16 protein-coding genes are annotated in these 18,713 nt (G+C 44.4%); 5 read left to right on the top strand and 11 right to left on the bottom strand.

What is annotated here, in order from left to right; translation table 11 throughout:
* Positions 1–2 precede the first annotated feature (2 nt).
* Positions 3–1,325: an anti-phage deoxyguanosine triphosphatase gene (locus R7O12_RS10430; protein WP_017819918.1), complete on the top strand. Its 1,323-nt coding sequence runs from the start codon at positions 3–5 to the stop codon at positions 1,323–1,325.
* A gap of 6 nt (positions 1,326–1,331) precedes the next feature.
* Here the strand turns inward: R7O12_RS10430 and R7O12_RS10425 are convergent, their stop codons facing one another.
* Positions 1,332–1,946 carry a tRNA-uridine aminocarboxypropyltransferase gene (locus R7O12_RS10425; RefSeq protein WP_017819919.1) on the bottom strand — a complete coding sequence of 205 codons (615 nt, stop codon included), beginning with the start codon at positions 1,944–1,946 and terminating at the stop codon, positions 1,332–1,334.
* 3 nt (positions 1,947–1,949) lie between these two features.
* On the opposite strand from R7O12_RS10425, the gene rrtA reads away from it, so the two are divergent.
* The gene (gene rrtA, locus R7O12_RS10420) at positions 1,950–2,501 is read left to right on the top strand and encodes a rhombosortase (RefSeq protein ID WP_005382331.1); all 552 of its coding nucleotides are present in this window, start codon (positions 1,950–1,952) and stop codon (positions 2,499–2,501) included.
* Between the two features lie 98 nt (positions 2,502–2,599).
* On the opposite strand, the gene R7O12_RS10415 is transcribed toward rrtA, so the two are convergent.
* The 7 genes from R7O12_RS10415 to tig all read right to left on the bottom strand — a co-directional run bounded on the left by R7O12_RS10415 (position 2,600) and on the right by tig (position 11,537).
* Positions 2,600–2,884 carry a ComEA family DNA-binding protein gene (locus R7O12_RS10415; protein ID WP_031777211.1) on the bottom strand — a complete coding sequence of 95 codons (285 nt, stop codon included), beginning with the start codon at positions 2,882–2,884 and terminating at the stop codon, positions 2,600–2,602.
* A 255-nt stretch (positions 2,885–3,139) separates the two neighbouring features.
* Positions 3,140–4,999, bottom strand: a complete 1,860-nt coding sequence (ppiD, locus tag R7O12_RS10410) for a peptidylprolyl isomerase (protein ID WP_005382334.1) — start codon at positions 4,997–4,999, stop codon at positions 3,140–3,142.
* Between the two features lie 201 nt (positions 5,000–5,200).
* Entirely contained in the window at positions 5,201–5,473 is a 273-nt protein-coding gene (locus tag R7O12_RS10405; RefSeq protein WP_005382341.1) for an HU family DNA-binding protein, read from the bottom strand.
* 191 nt (positions 5,474–5,664) lie between these two features.
* Positions 5,665–8,016 carry an endopeptidase La gene (gene lon, locus R7O12_RS10400; RefSeq protein WP_005382343.1) on the bottom strand — a complete coding sequence of 784 codons (2,352 nt, stop codon included), beginning with the start codon at positions 8,014–8,016 and terminating at the stop codon, positions 5,665–5,667.
* Positions 8,017–8,146: 130 nt separating this feature from the next.
* Entirely contained in the window at positions 8,147–9,427 is a 1,281-nt protein-coding gene (gene clpX, locus R7O12_RS10395; protein WP_005382345.1) for an ATP-dependent protease ATP-binding subunit ClpX, read from the bottom strand.
* Positions 9,428–9,497: 70 nt separating this feature from the next.
* Entirely contained in the window at positions 9,498–10,124 is a 627-nt protein-coding gene (gene clpP / locus R7O12_RS10390; RefSeq protein ID WP_005382347.1) for an ATP-dependent Clp endopeptidase proteolytic subunit ClpP, read from the bottom strand.
* A 105-nt stretch (positions 10,125–10,229) separates the two neighbouring features.
* Complete coding sequence (gene tig / locus R7O12_RS10385; RefSeq protein WP_005382251.1) at positions 10,230–11,537, bottom strand: trigger factor; 1,308 nt, start codon at positions 11,535–11,537, stop codon at positions 10,230–10,232.
* A 526-nt stretch (positions 11,538–12,063) separates the two neighbouring features.
* On the opposite strand from tig, the gene R7O12_RS10380 reads away from it, so the two are divergent.
* The 3 genes from R7O12_RS10380 (at position 12,064) to R7O12_RS10370 (ending at position 15,472) form a co-directional block, all read left to right on the top strand.
* Positions 12,064–13,869: an ATP-binding protein gene (locus R7O12_RS10380; RefSeq protein ID WP_017819921.1), complete on the top strand. Its 1,806-nt coding sequence runs from the start codon at positions 12,064–12,066 to the stop codon at positions 13,867–13,869.
* A gap of 4 nt (positions 13,870–13,873) precedes the next feature.
* Entirely contained in the window at positions 13,874–15,211 is a 1,338-nt protein-coding gene (locus tag R7O12_RS10375) for a sigma-54-dependent transcriptional regulator (protein WP_017819922.1), read from the top strand.
* Between the two features lie 78 nt (positions 15,212–15,289).
* Entirely contained in the window at positions 15,290–15,472 is a 183-nt protein-coding gene (locus R7O12_RS10370; RefSeq protein WP_021034161.1) for a hypothetical protein, read from the top strand.
* A 33-nt stretch (positions 15,473–15,505) separates the two neighbouring features.
* Here the strand turns inward: R7O12_RS10370 and R7O12_RS10365 are convergent, their stop codons facing one another.
* The 3 genes from R7O12_RS10365 to R7O12_RS10355 all read right to left on the bottom strand — a co-directional run bounded on the left by R7O12_RS10365 (position 15,506) and on the right by R7O12_RS10355 (position 18,614).
* Positions 15,506–16,867 carry a TRAP transporter large permease gene (locus R7O12_RS10365; protein WP_104978915.1) on the bottom strand — a complete coding sequence of 454 codons (1,362 nt, stop codon included), beginning with the start codon at positions 16,865–16,867 and terminating at the stop codon, positions 15,506–15,508.
* A gap of 3 nt (positions 16,868–16,870) precedes the next feature.
* Positions 16,871–17,545, bottom strand: a complete 675-nt coding sequence (locus tag R7O12_RS10360) for a TRAP transporter small permease (protein ID WP_005384308.1) — start codon at positions 17,543–17,545, stop codon at positions 16,871–16,873.
* 70 nt (positions 17,546–17,615) lie between these two features.
* A complete protein-coding gene (locus R7O12_RS10355; RefSeq protein WP_017634784.1) occupies positions 17,616–18,614 on the bottom strand; it encodes a TRAP transporter substrate-binding protein in 999 nt (332 codons plus the stop codon).
* Positions 18,615–18,713: the final 99 nt, after the last annotated feature.

The following is an 18,713-nucleotide window of genomic DNA, read 5'->3' as shown; positions in this document are numbered from 1 at the left end:
TCGTGTCGTTTGAATTACACCCGCAATGGCAAGAGCGCCATGATGATGAGCATAAAATCCGTCGAGACGACCATCGGAGCCCGTACCAACGAGACCGAGCACGCATTCTTCACTCGGCTGCATTTCGACGCCTACAAGCAAAAACCCAAGTACACGGCAATAGCTTGGAAGACTTTCACCGCAGTCGGTTAACACACTCCTTAGAAGCGTCGCAACTCGGGACCGGTATCGTCGCCCAGTTAAAGAAAAAACAACCAGAGTTCCGTGAACTATTACCATCAGACAGCTTAATTGATTCATTATGTTTGGCTCACGACATCGGGCATCCTCCATACGGTCATGGGGGAGAAGTCGCTCTAAACTACGTAATGCGCGAACATGGCGGCTTCGAGGGGAACGCCCAAACCTTTCGTATCGTCACTAAGTTAGAGCCTTATACCGAGCATTTCGGAATGAATTTATCACGCCGCACACTGCTTGGTTTGATTAAGTACCCTGCCCTCATTAGTCAAACACGCTCCGTCAAGTTGCCTCAACCAGCCGAGCATCAACGTAAACTAAAAGCAAAAGATTGGAGCCCAGCTAAAGGCATTTATGATTGTGATAAAGACTTATTTGATTGGGTAATTGCACCGCTTTCTGACAACGACAAGGCATTGCTTAGTCTGATGCGTTCAACGCCAGAATCGGAGTTTGAGCACAGTAAAACGCGTTTTAAATCACTCGATTGCTCAATCATGGAGTTAGCAGATGATATCGCCTACGGTGTTCATGATTTAGAAGATGCAATCGTACTTGGTATGGTGACACGTCAGCAATGGCAAGAAGGCGCAGCAAGTCAATTAGTGGACTGTGGCGACCCGTGGTTTGAAGCTCATATCGATTCCATCGGACAGATGCTATTTAGCGGTAAGCACCATGAGCGGAAAGATGCCATCGGTGGTATGGTTAACGCGCTACTGACCAGCATTTCAATCAAAGCGGTGGATGAGCCGTTTAATAACCCGTTACTGTCTTGGAATGCGTGTTTAGAACCACAGATGGCACGTGCACTTGACGTACTCAAGCACTTTGTCAGCACCTTCGTTATCCAAGTCCCGCAGGTCCAGATCGTTGAGTATAAGGGTCAGCAAATTATTATGGATATTTTTGAAGCGTTAACAGCAGACCCAGAGCGATTACTACCCGTTCATACAAAAGATCTGTGGTGTCAGGCGAAGAGCGAGAGCAATAAGATGAGGGTCATCGCCGATTATATTTCTGCAATGACCGATGGTCACGCGCAAAAGCTACACCGCCAACTTTTCTCTTCCATCGTTCTTTAGTAACACTCAACCTTTCAAGTAATTCTTTTCAAAAACGCCCGGAGGCATCTGGGCGATTTGGAATTCGATCATCTTTTCAAAGGCACGCATCAGCGGTGTAAAGTCTCGCTCGGGTTCAAGCAAGCGAAGCGAATGATAACCAGCCTCGACTGTCGATAAGCTATTCTCAGAGGGCGCCTTACGAATGGTGTAGTGCCCTTGTAGTTGCTTAGGCAACTGCACGGTTGGGAATGAATGTAAGTTGCTTGAGAGTTGCCACATTTTGTACGCTTTTTTCCACGTACCATCGAGCAAAATCAAACGTATTTTCTTAGATACACTATGACTCGCTTGAGTGATTTCAGAAATGCATCGTGACTCTTCTGATGGGTAAAGAACAAAATGTTGATATGACTTATCCGCTAATAAGTGATTTAAGACATCATCACAAGAAAAGTCCTCTCCTATCAAACAAATACAGTTATCTAAACTCAAATTGAGAATCCGTGCCGTACCAAGCGGACGATGTTCTTCACTCGTGTGCTGAAGAATGATAAGTTCTACCTCGCTTGCCAGCGGTACAATCCATTGGCAAATACACGCTTTTTGCGATTTTCCACAACGAGAACAATAACGAGACATAGAGTGAACCTTTATACCTTGCTGAGTATTATCAGCGTGATCTGTTTGATACTTCAATTTGAACCAATGGCAAGCCTAACCGAGTGGCACAGCTACAATATACGCCATGGTGAATGGTGGCGAATCGTAACAGGAAATCTCACACATACCAACTTTGCGCACTTAGGAATGAACCTCGCCGGATTGTGGATCATTACTTTTATTTTTCGCCCAAGCACTCGTAACTTCCTTATCGTTTTTTCAATCTTATGTGCATGTGTTGGTGCGCTGAATTTGTTTACCAACATGTCGGTATACGTGGGTTTATCCGGCGTATTACACGGATTGTTTGGATTTTGGGCGCTCAGAGAAGTCTTTGAAAGCAGAAGAAGCAGTGTGTTGTTAGTCGGAGGGCTAATCGCCAAAGTAGCATGGGAGCAGGTCTATGGCCCATCCAGCAGTACTGCTGAGCTTATCGGTGCAAACGTTGCTATTGATGCTCATATGTTTGGCGCACTCGGTGGGTTAGTAATGGCTTTACTGGAAAAAGGCCTTCGCCGTCGTTTATTCGGATAAAAAATCCCGAACCACGAAAGAGGAGCTGGTTCGGGAAAGCAGTAATAGGGAAACAGATATTGTTCTGAATTCAGACTCAATATCTGCAATACATCAAGCTACAGTAAAATGCGGTCTTCGTTTTTCTTAACTGTCGCTTCACCTATGCCTTTTACGCTCTTCAAATCTGCTGCCGTTTTAAAAGGGCCATGTTCCTCGCGGTAGTCCACTATACTCTGCGCTTTCTTCTCACCTATACCTTTCAACATGGTCGCAATTTCTTCAGCAGTGGCCGTGTTGATATTTACAGTAATTTCAATTCCTTCATATTTGTCAGTGGCTGAATCCGCAGCCATGCTAAAAGGTGCAAAAACAAATAAGCACAATGTCAAAATCCATTTCATATTGAACATACAATCTCCAAAATAGTAGGCTAAAAACAGTCATCGAGAGCGAGTCACTATCAAGTTTGCAATGGAAAGCAATATGGTTATGCATTTAACAAACTGAGATGACCCGGAATTCACAACGGCCGCTATCACTTAAACGCGCACTAATTTAAGTAATGCCTATTGATGATTGAAGTTCATAAAGACAAAAATAAAACGGACCGCTTATGCGGTCCGTTTTATTCAACATACAAATTACACTAATTGTGCTTAGTTGCTCACAACAAAGTACTCAATGTCAGTATTTGCACGCAGTACGGCTAGTACAGATGATAAGTCTTGCTGAGAAGATGCACGCTGCATTTGCATCGCAACTTGATCTTCTAACTCACTATCTAGCTCTGCGTTTACAGCATCAAGCTCGATGATAATGATGTTACCTTCAAGATCTTTAGACTGACCGTATACTGGTTTACCATCGACTGGTTTTGCCATCGCGAATACCGTTGTTGCCAACGGAGAACGACGATCTACTGTCTCTTGTTCACCAAAGGCAAGATTGTTTTCAGCAAGCACGTTCGTCTTACCTTCTTTCAATGCCGCAACGACTTGTGTTCCAAGCTCCATCGCTTCTTGCTCACCTTTAACACGAGATAGCTCTGCAACAACCTGATCTTTCACTTCTTCTAGTGGAAGAACTGTCTCGTCACGCGCATCTTCAACACGAACAACGATAATATGCTCAGGCGCAACTTCGATAGCTTCAGAGTTTAGGCCATCTTCTTTAACTTCAGGACTCAGGATAGCTTGCATTACAGCAGGGCTACGAAGCACTTCAGGTGCATCAACCTGAGAAATAAAGTCCGTTGTCTTCACTTCTTGGTTAACCGCTTGAGAAGCATCATACAATGAGTCTGGGTATTCAAACGCTACGCGCTCAAGCTCATTTTGCAACTCGTAGAATTGATCGATAGCTTGTTGGTCAACCATCTCTTGTTTGATTTCAGCAGCGACTTCTTCAAATGGCTTCGCCACAGAATCTTTTAGCTCTTCAAGCTTGATAATGTGATAGCCAAAGTCCGACTTTACTAGACCCGACGTATCGCCAGGATTCTTCAGTGCGAATGCCGCTTCTTCAAAAGCAGGGTCCATCACATCACGCTCGATCCAACCTAAGTCACCACCGTTTTCAGCGCTGCCAAAATCGTCAGATTTCTCTTGAGCAAGCGTCGCAAAATCTGCACCCGCGTTTAGCTCATCTAGGATAGCTTGCGCTTTTGCTTCATCGTCCCCTTCTACAAGAATGTGAGCGACACGTCGTTGCTCTTCTGAAGAGTATTTGTTTAAGTGCTCGTCGTAGTACTTTTTCACCTCAGCATCAGAAACATTAACTTGTTCCTTTAGCGCTTCAGCTGACAGTTCGATGTAAGAGACTTTAACCTGCTCTGGGCGTGTAAAGTTGTCTGGGTTTGCTTTGTAGTACTCTTGAATTTCTTCGTCGGTCAATTCAATATTTTTCGCGAACTCCGCTAAGTCGATCTGAATCGTGCGAATATCACGAGTTTGAGTGAACAGCTTGCCTTCTGCTTGTACTTCGCCCGGCAGAATAAATTCACTGTTTTGTAGCGCATTCAGCAGTTGCTCACGAACCAATTCACGACGCATGTACTCAGCAAAAGAGTCTGGCGAAAAGCCTGCACGACGCAAAGAAGCTTGATAGATCTCTTGATCAAACTGACCATTAGATTGGAACTGAGGCATGTCTAGAATCATGCTACGCACTTGAGTGTCGCTGATTCGCAGACCCAAAGCTTCAGCTTGTTGGTCAAGCAACACGTCATTGATCATTCGATCTAAAACGGATTTGCGGAAAGATTCAACATATGCAGGGTCAGCCAGCATTTGAGAGAAGTAGTCACCCAACTGAGCTTGCATACGGTTACGCTCATTTTGGTATGCCATCTCGAACTCACCACGAGGAATCTCAGTGTTACCGACTTTCGCTGCAGAGTTGTTGCTACCACCAACGATGTAACTACCTACACCTGCAAATACGAAAGACAGGATGATAAGTCCAAGGATAATTTTGACCGCGATGCTATTCACGCCTTCGCGTAGTCGATCCATCATAATTTAACTGCTCTCCACAATTGAAGCCTACTGCTTCTATCTAATAGAAATAATGGCGCAATAATATCAGAAAAAGAAATGCGCATCAGTATGATGCGCATAATTTAAGAAAGTTCGGCTCGAAGTTTGTAAATTTTTGTTCGAAACTTATTGTTTGAGCAAAAGTTAAGCAAATGGCCGGTTACAGAAATAACGCCGTGATTAGTTACAAGCGTCTTTCAGTGCTTTACCAGCTTTGAAAGCTGGTACTTTTGCTTCTGCGATTTGGATTTCTTCACCAGTTTTTGGGTTACGCCCAGTACGTGCAGCACGAGTGCGAACGCTGAATGTACCAAAGCCAACTAGAGCGACTTGATCACCAGATTGAAGAGTTCCGCTTACTGCTTCGATGAATGCATCTAGAGCACGACCCGCTGACGCTTTAGAAATATCTGCATTTTCTGCGATTTGTTCTACTAACTGAGTTTTATTCACTGTAATTTCCCCTTTGTGTCATCTGTGATTATTTTTGTGATGACTTTCGTTCCATTGTTAAGAAAATATGCTCCACCCCTTATTCATCAAGGGCTGGCAGCTATCGAAACTAACTTAGCGCCCAAAAAAAACGCTGACAAGCCTTTTTGGGCTTATCAGCGTAAACTTTTACTTATTTTTGCTACACATCACTATTTTTGAGACTCAAACTCAACGCCCGTCGGGTCTCGCTCTAGTGCGACTTTCAGTACTTCATCAATCCACTGTACAGGGATAACTTCCAGATCAGCGATAACATTATCAGGAATCTCTTCCAAATCACGCTCGTTATCTTTTGGAATTAGCACTGTCTTAATGCCACCACGGTGTGCCGCAAGTAACTTCTCTTTTAGGCCGCCGATAGGTAGAACCTCACCACGCAGTGTGATTTCACCCGTCATCGCTACTTCTGCTTTCACAGGGTTGCCTGTCAGAGAAGAAACCAATGCTGTACACATTGCTGTACCCGCACTTGGGCCATCTTTTGGTGTCGCGCCTTCCGGGACGTGTACGTGAATATCTTTCTTCTCGTAGAAGTCAGTATTGATACCTAGCTTTTCTGCACGAGAGCGAACCACTGTCATTGCTGCTTGGATAGACTCTTGCATCACATCACCAAGAGAACCCGTTTGTGTTAGCTTACCTTTACCTGGCATTGATTGAGTTTCAATCGTTAATAGATCGCCACCCACTTCGGTCCAAGCTAGACCAGTTACTTGACCAATTCGGTTACTTTCATCCGCTTTACCGTAATCGAAACGTTGAACACCTAAGTACTCTTTTAGGTTGTCCATCGTTACCGTTACTGACTTGATGTCCTTATCCAGCAAGATGTTCTTCACTGCTTTACGGCAGATCTTAGAAATCTCACGCTCTAAGTTACGGACACCCGCTTCACGCGTGTAGTAACGAATGATGCCAATAATCGCAGAATCTTCAATGACGATCTCATCCGCTTTCAAGCCATTACGCTTCACTTGTTTATCAACAAGGTGACGTTTTGCAATGTTCAGCTTCTCGTCTTCGGTGTAACCAGATAAACGAATAACTTCCATACGGTCTAACAATGGACCCGGGATGTTCATCGAGTTCGATGTCGCAACAAACATAACGTCAGAGAGATCGTAATCCACTTCTAAGTAGTGATCGTTGAACGAGTTATTCTGTTCAGGATCAAGGACTTCTAGTAGAGCCGATGCCGGATCACCACGCATATCTGAAGACATTTTGTCGATTTCGTCCAATAAGAACAGCGGGTTTTTCACACCAACTTTCGACATTTTCTGGATCAATTTGCCTGGTAATGAGCCGATATAAGTACGACGATGACCACGAATTTCCGCTTCATCACGCACACCACCCAACGCCATACGAACATACTTACGGCCAGTAGCTGAAGCAATTGAACGACCAAGAGACGTTTTACCTACACCAGGAGGACCAACAAGACAAAGGATAGGACCTTTTAGCTTGTTGATACGGTTTTGAACCGCCAGGTATTCAAGGATACGTTCTTTGACGCGTTCTAGACCGTAGTGATCTTCATTAAGAACCTCTTCTGCTTTCGCTAAGTTTTTCTTAACTTTTGAGCGCTTAGCCCAAGGAACGCTGACCATCCAATCGATGTAGCTACGAACCACTGTTGCTTCAGCAGACATTGGAGACATCATCTTAAGCTTTTGCAGCTCTTGCTCTGTCTTTTCACGTGCCTCTTGAGGCATTTTTGATTCGTCAATCTTCTTCTGTAGCGTTTCGAACTCGTCTGGTGCGTCTTCCATCTCACCAAGTTCTTTCTGAATCGCTTTCATTTGCTCATTCAGATAGTACTCACGCTGAGATTTTTCCATTTGCTTTTTAACGCGACCACGAATTCGTTTTTCAACTTGCAGCAAGTCGATCTCTGATTCCATCTGACCCATCAGGAATTCCAGACGCTCAGTAACGTCAACAATTTCAAGCACTTGCTGCTTATCCACCAACTTCAACGGCATATGAGCCGCGATGGTATCCGCTAAGCGTGCAGCTTCGTCGATACCATTAAGTGACGTTAGCACTTCTGGTGGAATCTTCTTGTTTAGCTTAATGAACCCTTCAAACTGATTAATCGCGCTGCGCACAATCACTTCTTGCTCACGCTCATCCAATTCTGGCGTAACAACAAATTCAGCTTCCGCTAAGAAGAAGTCACTCTCTTTAAAGTGATTGATTTTTGCTCGCTGCTGGCCTTCGACCAATACTTTTACTGTGCCATCCGGAAGCTTCAAGAGCTGGAGAATGGTGGCTACCGTACCTACGTCAAATAGGTCGTCAACCGTAGGCTCGTCAGTATCCGCTTGCTTTTGTGCCACAAGAAGAACTTGTTTGTTGGTTTCCATCGCCGTTTCTAGACAGCTAATCGATTTCTCACGACCAACAAACAATGGAATAACCATGTGTGGGTAGACCACTACGTCACGTAGAGGTAGTACCGGGATCTCGATACGCTCGGAACGTTCCAAGTTCATATAATTCTCTCTTCCGCTTTCACGTTTAACGTATTACTTAAGGCAGTATATGGGGGCTAATTGTTTGGATTCAATAAGAGAAATAAAAAAAGGAGGTAATTACTTACCTCCTTTTTCATTATGGCTGAATTTACTCTGCTCCAGCTGCCTGATTGTCTGCGTTACTGTAAATAAGCAGTGGCTCTGACTCGCCATTAATGACGGACTCATCAATCACGACTTTACTAACGTCTGTTGCAGATGGTAATTCGTACATGGTTTCAAGTAGCACGCCTTCAAGAATCGAGCGTAAGCCACGAGCACCTGTTTTACGCTCCATTGCTTTTTTCGCGATAGCGCGCAGCGCATCTTCACGGAATTCAAGTTCAGCGTTTTCCAGCTCAAACAATGCTGCATATTGCTTGGTCAGTGCGTTCTTCGGTTCACATAGGATCTGAATCAATGCTTCTTCATCAAGCTCAGTCAGTGTTGTTGTTACAGGTAGACGACCAATGAATTCTGGAATGAGGCCGTACTTCACTAAGTCTTCAGGTTCAACTTGAGTAAATAGCTCACCTACTGTCTTCGATTCATTCTTCGAACGAACTTCAGCACCAAAGCCAATACCTGTACCTGTTGCAACACGCTGCTCAATCACTTTGTCTAAGCCAGCAAAAGCACCACCACAGATGAACAGGATCTTAGATGTGTCCACTTGTAGGAATTCTTGCTGAGGATGCTTACGACCACCTTGAGGTGGAACCGATGCAACCGTACCTTCGATAAGTTTTAGTAGCGCCTGCTGAACACCTTCACCAGATACGTCACGCGTAATAGATGGGTTTTCAGCTTTGCGTGAAATCTTATCAATTTCATCAATGTAAACGATGCCGCGTTCCGCTTTAGCTACATCGTAATCACATTTTTGCAGAAGCTTTTGGATGATGTTTTCAACGTCTTCACCTACGTAACCGGCTTCGGTTAGTGTCGTCGCGTCTGCCATTGTAAATGGCACATCCAAGAATCGAGCTAATGTCTCCGCAAGTAGTGTTTTACCGCTACCTGTAGGACCAATTAGAAGGATGTTACTCTTACCAAGCTCCACACCTTCGCTCGTTGTATCACCATTGCGTAAACGCTTGTAGTGGTTATATACCGCAACTGCGAGCACTTTTTTCGCGTAATCTTGCCCGATCACATAGTCATCAAGGTGTTCACGGATCTGTTTTGGCGTTGGTAACGCTTCAGATTCTTTCTTAGGGAGAACATCCTTGATTTCTTCGCGAATAATATCGTTACATAAGTCGACACACTCGTCGCAAATGTACACTGACGGACCTGCGATTAGCTTGCGAACTTCGTGCTGACTTTTGCCGCAGAAAGAACAGTACAGCAATTTACCGCTGCCACTTTCTTTGCTTTTATCTGTCATTCGCTAACCTCTTAGCCTTTACTCTTCATGAATGAGTGTATATCAATTTTTGCCAAAATGCGCTGGCAAATTACTCGCCACGGTGGCTTAACACTGCATCCACGATACCGTATTCCACAGCCTGCTCTGATGACATGAAGTTATCACGATCAGTATCGCGCTCAATGACTTCAAGAGGTTGGCCTGTATGTTCTGCTAACAACTTGTTTAGCTTCTGTTTAATCGTCAGGATTTCCTGAGCATGGATTTGGATATCAGAAGCTTGACCCTGGAAACCACCCAATGGTTGGTGGATCATTACACGAGAGTTAGGCAGTACGTAACGCTTACCTGGCGCACCACCTGCAAGCAGGAAGGCACCCATTGAACATGCTTGACCCATACATACTGTGCTCACATTTGGCTTAATGAACTGCATGGTGTCGTAAATAGACATACCTGCTGTTACGCTGCCGCCTGGTGAGTTGATGTATAGGAAAATATCTTTATCTGGATTTTCAGATTCTAGGAAAAGTAGCTGAGCCACGACAAGGTTTGCCATGTGGTCTTCCACTTGACCCGTTAAAAAAATCACGCGCTCTTTCAGCAGACGTGAGTAGATGTCGTAAGAACGTTCGCCTCGGGAAGTTTGTTCAACCACCATTGGTACTAGCGCGTCCATAATTGGCGACATTGCATTTTTTTCTTGGTAGCTCATATTCTTATGTCCCTAAAATAAATGGCCCGGATGATGACTATCATACGGACCATTGTTAGCAGAATAGTTAACGTTAAGTCAACCTTCTACGCAAGATATTGCTTATTAAGCAGCAGGTTGTTGTTGGTTAAGTAGCTCGTTGAAGCCTACTTCTTTCTCAGAAACCTGTGCTTTAGCGATGATCGCGTCGATTGCTTGCTCTTCTAGAGCTACGTTGCGCATGTTGTTCATCATTTCTTCGTTTTGCTCGTAGTAAGCAATAACTTCTGATGGATCTTCGTATGCAGTAGCCATTTCTTCGATTAGCGCTTTAACTTTCTCGTCGTCCGCTTTTAGCTCTTCAGATTTGATTACTTCACCTAGTAGAAGACCAACAACTACGCGACGTTTAGCTTGTTCTTCGAACAGTTCACGTGGAAGCTGAGCAGCAGCTTCTGGGTTACCACCGAAGCGTTGTGCAGCTTGTTGACGTAGAACTTGGATTTCTTGCTCGATAAGCGCTGATGGTACGTTGATGTCGTTTTGCTCAACTAGACCGTCAATCGCTTGCTCTTTGATGCGGTTCTTAACAGCTTGCTTAAGTTCGCGTTCCATGTTCTTACGAACTTCAGCTTTAAGTGCTTCAACACCACCTTCAACAACACCGAACTTAGCAACGAACTCGTCGTTTAGTTCTGGTAGTTCACGAGCTTCAACTTTGTTCACTTTGATTGCGAACTTAGCTGCTTTACCTTTTAGGTTTTCAGCGTGGTAATCTTCTGGGAAAGTCACGTCGATGTCGAATTCCATACCAGCAGTTTTACCTGCGATACCGTCTTCGAAACCAGGGATCATGCGACCAGCACCCATTTCTAGAGGGAAGTTCTCAGCTTTACCACCTTCGAACTCTTCACCGTCGATAGAGCCAACGAAGTCAATGCTTACGCGTTTGCCATCTTCTGCTGCTTCTTCAACTTCAACCCAAGTTGCTTGTTGCTTACGTAGAGTATCGATCATCTCTTCTACGTCTGCATCTTTAACTTCTGTTAGTGGTTTTTCAACAGTGATGCTCTCTAGGCCTTTAAGCTCAACTTCTGGGTAAACTTCAAAAGTTGCAGTGAAAACTAGGTCTGAACCTTCTTTGTTCTCTACAGGAGCGAAAGTTGGAGCGCCAGCTGGGTTGATTTTCTCTTTAACGATAGCTTCGATGAAGTGGCGTTGCATTACTTCACCAAGAACGTCTTGACGTACTGCTTTGCCGTACATCTTAGCAACCATTTTTAGAGGCACTTTACCCTTACGGAAACCATCGAAACGACGGTTTTTAGCGATGTTGCGTAGTTCAGCTGTTACAGCGTCTTCGATGTTTGCAGCTGGAACAGTAATGTTTAGACGGCGCTCTAGGCCCTCTAGCGTTTCAACAGTAACTTGCATTATATATAAACCTCTAAAGTGGCTCGGTTTTCCGAGCGTATGAGCGAAACTCAGAGGAGCTTACGCTTCATCCTTGTGTAGTGTTCTGTCCGAACACCTAATTTAAAATCGAGTATCGATACTGGTTGTCAGTACCGGACTAATCAGTGATATCTTCGATAAAATAACCAAAGGTATCTCCTATTAGCCTCAGGACAGAATTTTTAGACGCGACATTCTAGCGATCTGTCGCAACCCTGTCGAGCCAATAGCCACTATGTGGACATTGTCTGCGCTAAATTCTCGAATGCTGACCCATTTTTTCTTCAAAAATGCGATTCAGACACCGTCTAAGCATCGCCAGCATATCTAGAATGGGGACAATAGCGACTTTTTCAAGAGAATCGACCGGTTTTTTTATCGAAAAGCCTAAAAAGAGATCTTGCTCTTGTTTTACTCCACAGAGTTGAAAACTAAATCCCTAATCCTTCCTACAAACTATTAACATTTTCTTACGTGACCAAAGGAAGTTGTAAGGAGTGTAAGGATGTCGCAAAAAAAACGGATTCTGCTGACATTTTTTGCTTTCTATTTCCTGTGCGCAATTATCGGTGGCCATTGGGTTTGGCAGACCAGTTATCAATCTCTACTTGATAAACACCAATCACAGCTTGAGCAATTTTCTGGCCATATAAAAAATAAACTCGATAAGTACGCCCATATCCCAAATCTTCTCGCTAAAGATGATCCACTTTATCAAGCGCTTCTGCACCCCAACAACAGTGCGCAACTGGAAATCACTAATCGGTATTTAGAATCCGTTAATGGCGTGATTGAAGCAGCGGATACGTACTTAATCGATCAATGGGGTACAACGATCGCGGCCAGCAACTGGCGTAAACAGCGCTCCTTTATCGGGCGAAATTTTGCATTTCGCCCTTATTTCAAACAAGCCATTGTAGGCAAAAGAAGCCAATACTACGCACTGGGCTCAACATCTGGTAAACGTGGCTACTACTATTCTTATCCCATCATATACGCTGGCGGTGTACTTGGTGTCGTCGTGGTGAAGATGGACCTAAGTAAGATAGAGGACAACTGGCAGCAACCAAACAGTGTTTTTGTCGCCAGCGACCCATACGGAATTGTTTTCATGAGTAGCCGAAGTGAATGGCTACTCAAAAGCTTACAACCACTGACAAAAAAAGAGAAAAAGCAAGTTTGGGCAAGCCAACAATATCTTGATGCGCCAATTGAAACGCTTGGATTAGTGGGTAGTTTGGACGAGGTGCATTCTGAGCTTAAACAGGGTTACCCATACAATAAAGGAACCTTGGTGGTCTCTTCGCTGCCCCTTCCCGAACTCAAACTGACAATTCGTGTGCTGTCTCCTAAACAGTCGATCGTTTGGTTCACCATGGGTTACATCTTTGTACTCACTCTAGCATTCATGGTTTTGTTTTTAATTGGTCAGCTTATCTATCACCGTCAACAGCGTCACTTGCAACTTGAACGAATTCAACAAGAAGCAAATCAAAAGTTGGAATATCAAGTCATGGCACGGACTGCCGAGTTGCAAGCGGAGATCGCACAGCGTATCGATACCGAGCAAACTTTACGCGTTACTCAAGATGAATTGGTGCAAGCAGCGAAACTCGCGGTGTTAGGACAAATGTCGGCCAGTATCAGCCATGAACTGAATAATCCACTTGCAGCAATTCGTAGCTTTGCGGAGAACGGCAAGCTGTTTCTAAAAAAAGAAAAATATGAGCGAGTGGAAGATAATCTCACTCGCATTTCTGCTCTCACTGACCGTATGGCAAATATCAGTCAGCAACTTCGCTCTTTCGCCAAAAAAACCAGTGGTGACGAGTTGGCTCAATCTCGATTGTTCCCTGTGATAGCCTCTGTAAAAGAACTGATGAAGCCCGCATTTAAATCAGGGCGCGTCACGTTAGAAACAAATTTGCCAGAGCATGATGTTGAAGTGCAGATCAATATTATTCAACTGGAGCAAGTGTTGGTCAATTTACTGACTAATGCGATAGAAGCACTCAAAGAACAACAAGACAAACAGGTAGAATTATCTGTAGAACACGATGAGCACACTGATTTAGTTTGGATTCATGTTGATGATAATGGCCCAGGACTTGGCTCTTTCTCACTTTCTGATTTATGTGAGCCGTTTCTAACCACTAAACTGAACGGTTTAGGTTTGGGTCTCTCTATCTCGCAACAAATCTTAGCCAGTATGAATGGAAAATTATGTGCCCATAATCGAGAACAAGGCGGCGCTCGATTCTCATTGTGTTTACCTATCACTTCTTACAACACTGAACCATCAAAAGGATAAGATCATGTGTCAGGTGTTTTTTATTGATGATGAGGCCGATCTCAGACTCGCTATAGAACAGACCTTTGAACTTGCGGATATCGACGCCAAGTTTTTTGTGGATGCAGAGTCGGCTTTAATAGCGATGCAGCAAGGAGAAGAAGCTGGCGTCGTGGTCACTGATATCTGTTTACCGGGCATTTCTGGTATGGATATGCTAACAACTTTGACTCAACGCGATGCAAACTTACCCGTCATCATGATCACTGGACACGGTGATATTTCCATGGCAGTGCAAGCCCTTCATCAAGGCGCTTACGACTTTATTGAGAAACCTTTTGCGCCAGAGCATTTGGTTGAAACGGTTAAGCGGGCGATTGAGAAGCGCAAACTAACCAATGAAAATGAAAAACTGCGCCTGTCACTTAAAGCCAGTAAAACCCTTGGTCCACGAGTTATTGGTGAAACCTCTAGCATCCAAATATTACGAGAGACCATCACCCAAATCGCCGATACCGACGCCGATATTTTATTGTTTGGTGAAACCGGTACAGGGAAAGAGTTAATCGCTCGTTCTTTACATGAGCAAAGCTCTCGCCGGAACCAAAACTTTGTCGCCGTAAATTGTGGAGCGGTTCCAGAGAACTTAATTGAGAGTGAACTCTACGGCCATGAAAAAGGCGCATTCACTGGCGCCGAAAGCCGTCGTATCGGTAAATTTGAGTTTGCACAAGGCGGCACACTTTTCTTGGATGAGATCGAGTCGATGCCTATCCAAGCCCAAATTCGTTTATTGAGGGTATTACAAGAGCGCGTGATTGAGCGTGTCGGTTCAAATGAATTATTGCCTTTAGATATTCGAGTGATTGCCGCAACAAAGGTCGATTTAAAACACGCAGCTGAAGAAGGTACTTTCCGTCAGGATCTCTATTATCGGCTCAATGTCGTGACCTTGGATCTCCCGCCACTACGCGAACGAAAAGAAGACATTCCAGCCCTCTTTCACCACTTTCTGTTGGTAGCAGCTTCACGTTATGGCAAAAGCTCACCTAGCTTGTCACCCCAAGATCTAGCGCAACTGATGAGCCATGACTGGCCTGGCAATGTTCGAGAACTCAGAAATGCCGCAGAGCGTTTTGTGCTATTGGGTAAGTTAATTCAGTTGGGAGAATCAAACCCAGTCGCTAAGTCTTCCTCAAGCCTTGCAGAGCAAGTGGCGGAGTTTGAGAGAGCAGCCATTGAAGGCGCTTTATTAGAAAACAACGGTAGTATTAAACAGACAATGTGCCAATTGAATGTGCCAAGAAAAACCCTTTACGACAAGATGCAGCGCTACCAAATAAATAAAGACCTTTACAAATAAAACACGTTCAAATAGCTGGCATTATATTCAACTTGAATCATAATTTTTAACAACGGGTTTATCATGGTTGTTATAGATATGAACGAAAAAGTGAGAATACCGATTGTTACAGATACCGTGCTCGTAGACGGTTGCTATCAAGAAGAGAGAAGATTCGGTGAAGAGCGTCGTAAAAATAAAAAGAGGTGGCGACACTATGAACGTCGAATTAATTCAGACCCGCGCAAAACTTGTTACAAGTCAATAGACGAAGAGGTGTGAATTCTCACACCTCTTTCTACTTTCTGGCTTCCATTACTTGGTAATGATCTCCGGCCCCATCAAGGTAGTAGGCAACCAAGTCGAAACCCATGGTACATATGTGACGATAATTAGGAACAAGAACATCACTCCAACCCAGGGTAATGCTGCCTTCACTACGTTCATCATCGACATTTTGGCAACACCAGCGGTCACAAATAAGTTAAGACCCACGGGCGGCGTTATCATTCCTATCTCCATATTCACCACCATCATTATGCCCAAATGAATTGGATCTATACCTAATGCAATCGCAATTGGGAACACGAGCGGCGCAACAATGATCAACAAGCCTGATGGCTCCATGAACTGACCACCAATCAGCAACAAGACGTTCACCACAATCAAAAAAGTGATTGGTCCGAGACCAGCCGAGAGCATCGACTCGGTGATCATTTGCGGGATGCGTTCTTCCGTTAAAACATGCTTCAAAATTAAGGCATTAGCAATGATGAACAGCAGCATGATGGTGAGTTTGCCCGCTTCATACAGGGTGTGTTTGGTGTCTTTATGAACAAAGGTTTGGAAGATTTTAACGAGCGCAGGTTTAGTGTTTTTCTTGTCTGCAAATGCCCCCATGTCTTTGTATACAAAGTTAGCAATAAAGAACGAGTACACAGCAGCGACCGCAGCGGCTTCTGTCGGCGTAAAGATACCGCCATAGATACCACCAAGAATGATGACGACCAACAACAAGCCCCAGCTTGCATCCTTGGCGGCATCAAAGGTTTCTTTCCAACCGACAAAAGGTTGTTTTGGAAGGTTCTTGATTCTCGCGGCAATGTAAATCGCGATCATCAACATGACACCCGCCAGCAAACCGGGAATCACACCACCAAGGAACATACGTCCAACTGACACATCCGTTGCGGCTGCATACACCACCATCACAATCGAAGGTGGGATCAAAATCCCTAGCGTACCTGCGTTACAAATTACCCCAGAAGCAAACTCTTTTGAGTAACCGTTTTTGATCATACCTGCGATAACAATACTACCTATGGCAACAACCGTTGCAGGTGAGGAACCTGACAACGCGGCAAACATCATACACGCTACAACCGAAGCCATCGCCAAACCGCCGCGGAACCAGCCTACAATGGCAATGGCGAAACGAATGATCCGCTTTGCTACGCCACCCGTAGACATAAAGCTTGAAGCCAATATAAAGAATGGAATAGCCAACAGCGTGTAGTGGCCCGCGAATGCATTAAACAGCGTTTGAGCAACTGACGCTAAAGAGGCATCCGAATGCATTAAAAGGAAAAGAACACTGGAAAGGCCCAGCGAAATAGCAATTGGCACGCCAACCAGCATAAAGCCAATTACCATCAAAAATAGAAATAAGATATCCATGGCTTATTGCTCCTTGTTTTTAGCGTCTTGCGAGGCTTTTGGAGCCATTACGTCTTCAGCGTCACTCATCTCAGCTTTAAGAGATTCGAGCTCTTCCTCCGCTTCATGTCCTGCAATCAAGCGATCGAGCTTACCAGTAGCGATTTGCCACGTGACTTGAACAAATCTAAACGTTAGTAGCGCCATTCCAAGTGGCAAAGCGAAGTAAGGAATAAAACGTGGCAGCTTTTCATAACGCTCTCCCTCATTTAACCAGTCAGCCATGAACTGGAGTATTTCAGGCATCGGAATATCGTCCGTTTCATACCACGCTCGGTCAGTAGCGAACGGATACCAGTAGTTCCAAGCGCCAATTAACAGCAAAATAGAGAAGGCTAAGCAACACATTGCTGCAAAAAGCGCCAGGGCTTTTCGTTTACCTTCCGGAACGATGTTAATAATGACATCGACACCAATATGAAAGTGTTTTTTCACACCATAAGATGCGCCAACCAACACCATCCATGCGAACATGAAAACGGTGAGCTCAAGCGCCCAAAGAATATTGTCGTTAAAGACATAACGAAAGATGACATTGGCAAAGGTCAGCAAGGTCATGGCACCCAAGAAGAAAGCAATCAAAGTCTCTTCAATGGCATCGGTGATTCGTCCAGCCTTGGCAAAAAAAGTCTGTTCCATAATTACATCACGTCGTCTGTAGAGGGAAAGAGCCCCCTTAGTTTGAGAGGGCTAAATGTGCTAGGTGTTATTATTTTTGGTTAGACGCCAAAGCGGCTTCGATTAGGTCAGAACCAATGTCTTTTTCGAACTTCTTCCATACTGGTTGAAGTGCAGTGACCCATTCTTGGCGCTGTTCTGGCGTTAGAGTACGAACCACACCACCGGCTTCGATGATATTGTTCTTATTCGCAAGGTTTACTTTGGTTGACTCAGCATTACGCTGCGCAGTTACCTCTTGAATAATGGTATTTAACTGCTCGCGCTGATCATCTGGTAGGTTTTTCCAGAAGTCGTTTGACGTCACAACTAAGTAATCCAGAATTCCGTGGTTCGTTTCCGTAATGCCATCTTGAACTTCGAAGAATTTTTTGCCGTAAATGTTTGACCAAGTATTTTCTTGACCATCAATAACCTTAGTTTGCAAGCCGCCGTAAACTTCTTTGAACGACATTTTTTGTGGGTTAGCACCTAGCTGCTCAAACTGAGCAACGAGTACATCAGAGGCTTGAACACGGAACTTAAGTCCTTCAGCATCAGTTGGAGAAATGAGCGGCTTGTTGGCTGACATTTGCTTCATGCCGTTATGCCAAAACGCAATGCCTTGTAGGCCACGACGTTTCATTGAGTTTTTCAGCTTTTCACCCGCTTCCGAGTTTTGGAAACGGTCAACCGCGTCGACATCATCGAACAAGAAAGGGAGATCGAAAAGGCGGTACTTCTTGGTGAATTTCTCAAACTTAGAAAGAGAAGGAGCAGCGAGTTGAACATCACCATTCAGTAGCGCTTCCAACACTTTGTCATCATCATAAAGTGTTGAGTTAGGAAACACCTGCATACAGACTTTACCGTTCATCTCTTCGTTGACGCGCTTTTCAAGTAACGAAGCCGCGATGCCTTTAGGGTGTTTGTCCGCATTCGTTACATGGCTAAACTTGATGACCGTTTCACCCGGGTCACAATTTGCGGCAGCATTAAAACTGGTAACAGCAAGTGCAGAGACAGATAGTAGAGTTAGAGGCTTAAACATTATTATTCTCCTTGTTGAATCACATCCAATCCAGTCCATGAGTAACTAGGTGTTAGGCGATGGGTACGGATGTTCAACAAAGAGCAATTAATGGACCAT

Source organism: Vibrio sp. Vb1574 (assembly GCF_033338675.1).
This window is presented reverse-complemented; position numbering and strand designations above follow the sequence as displayed.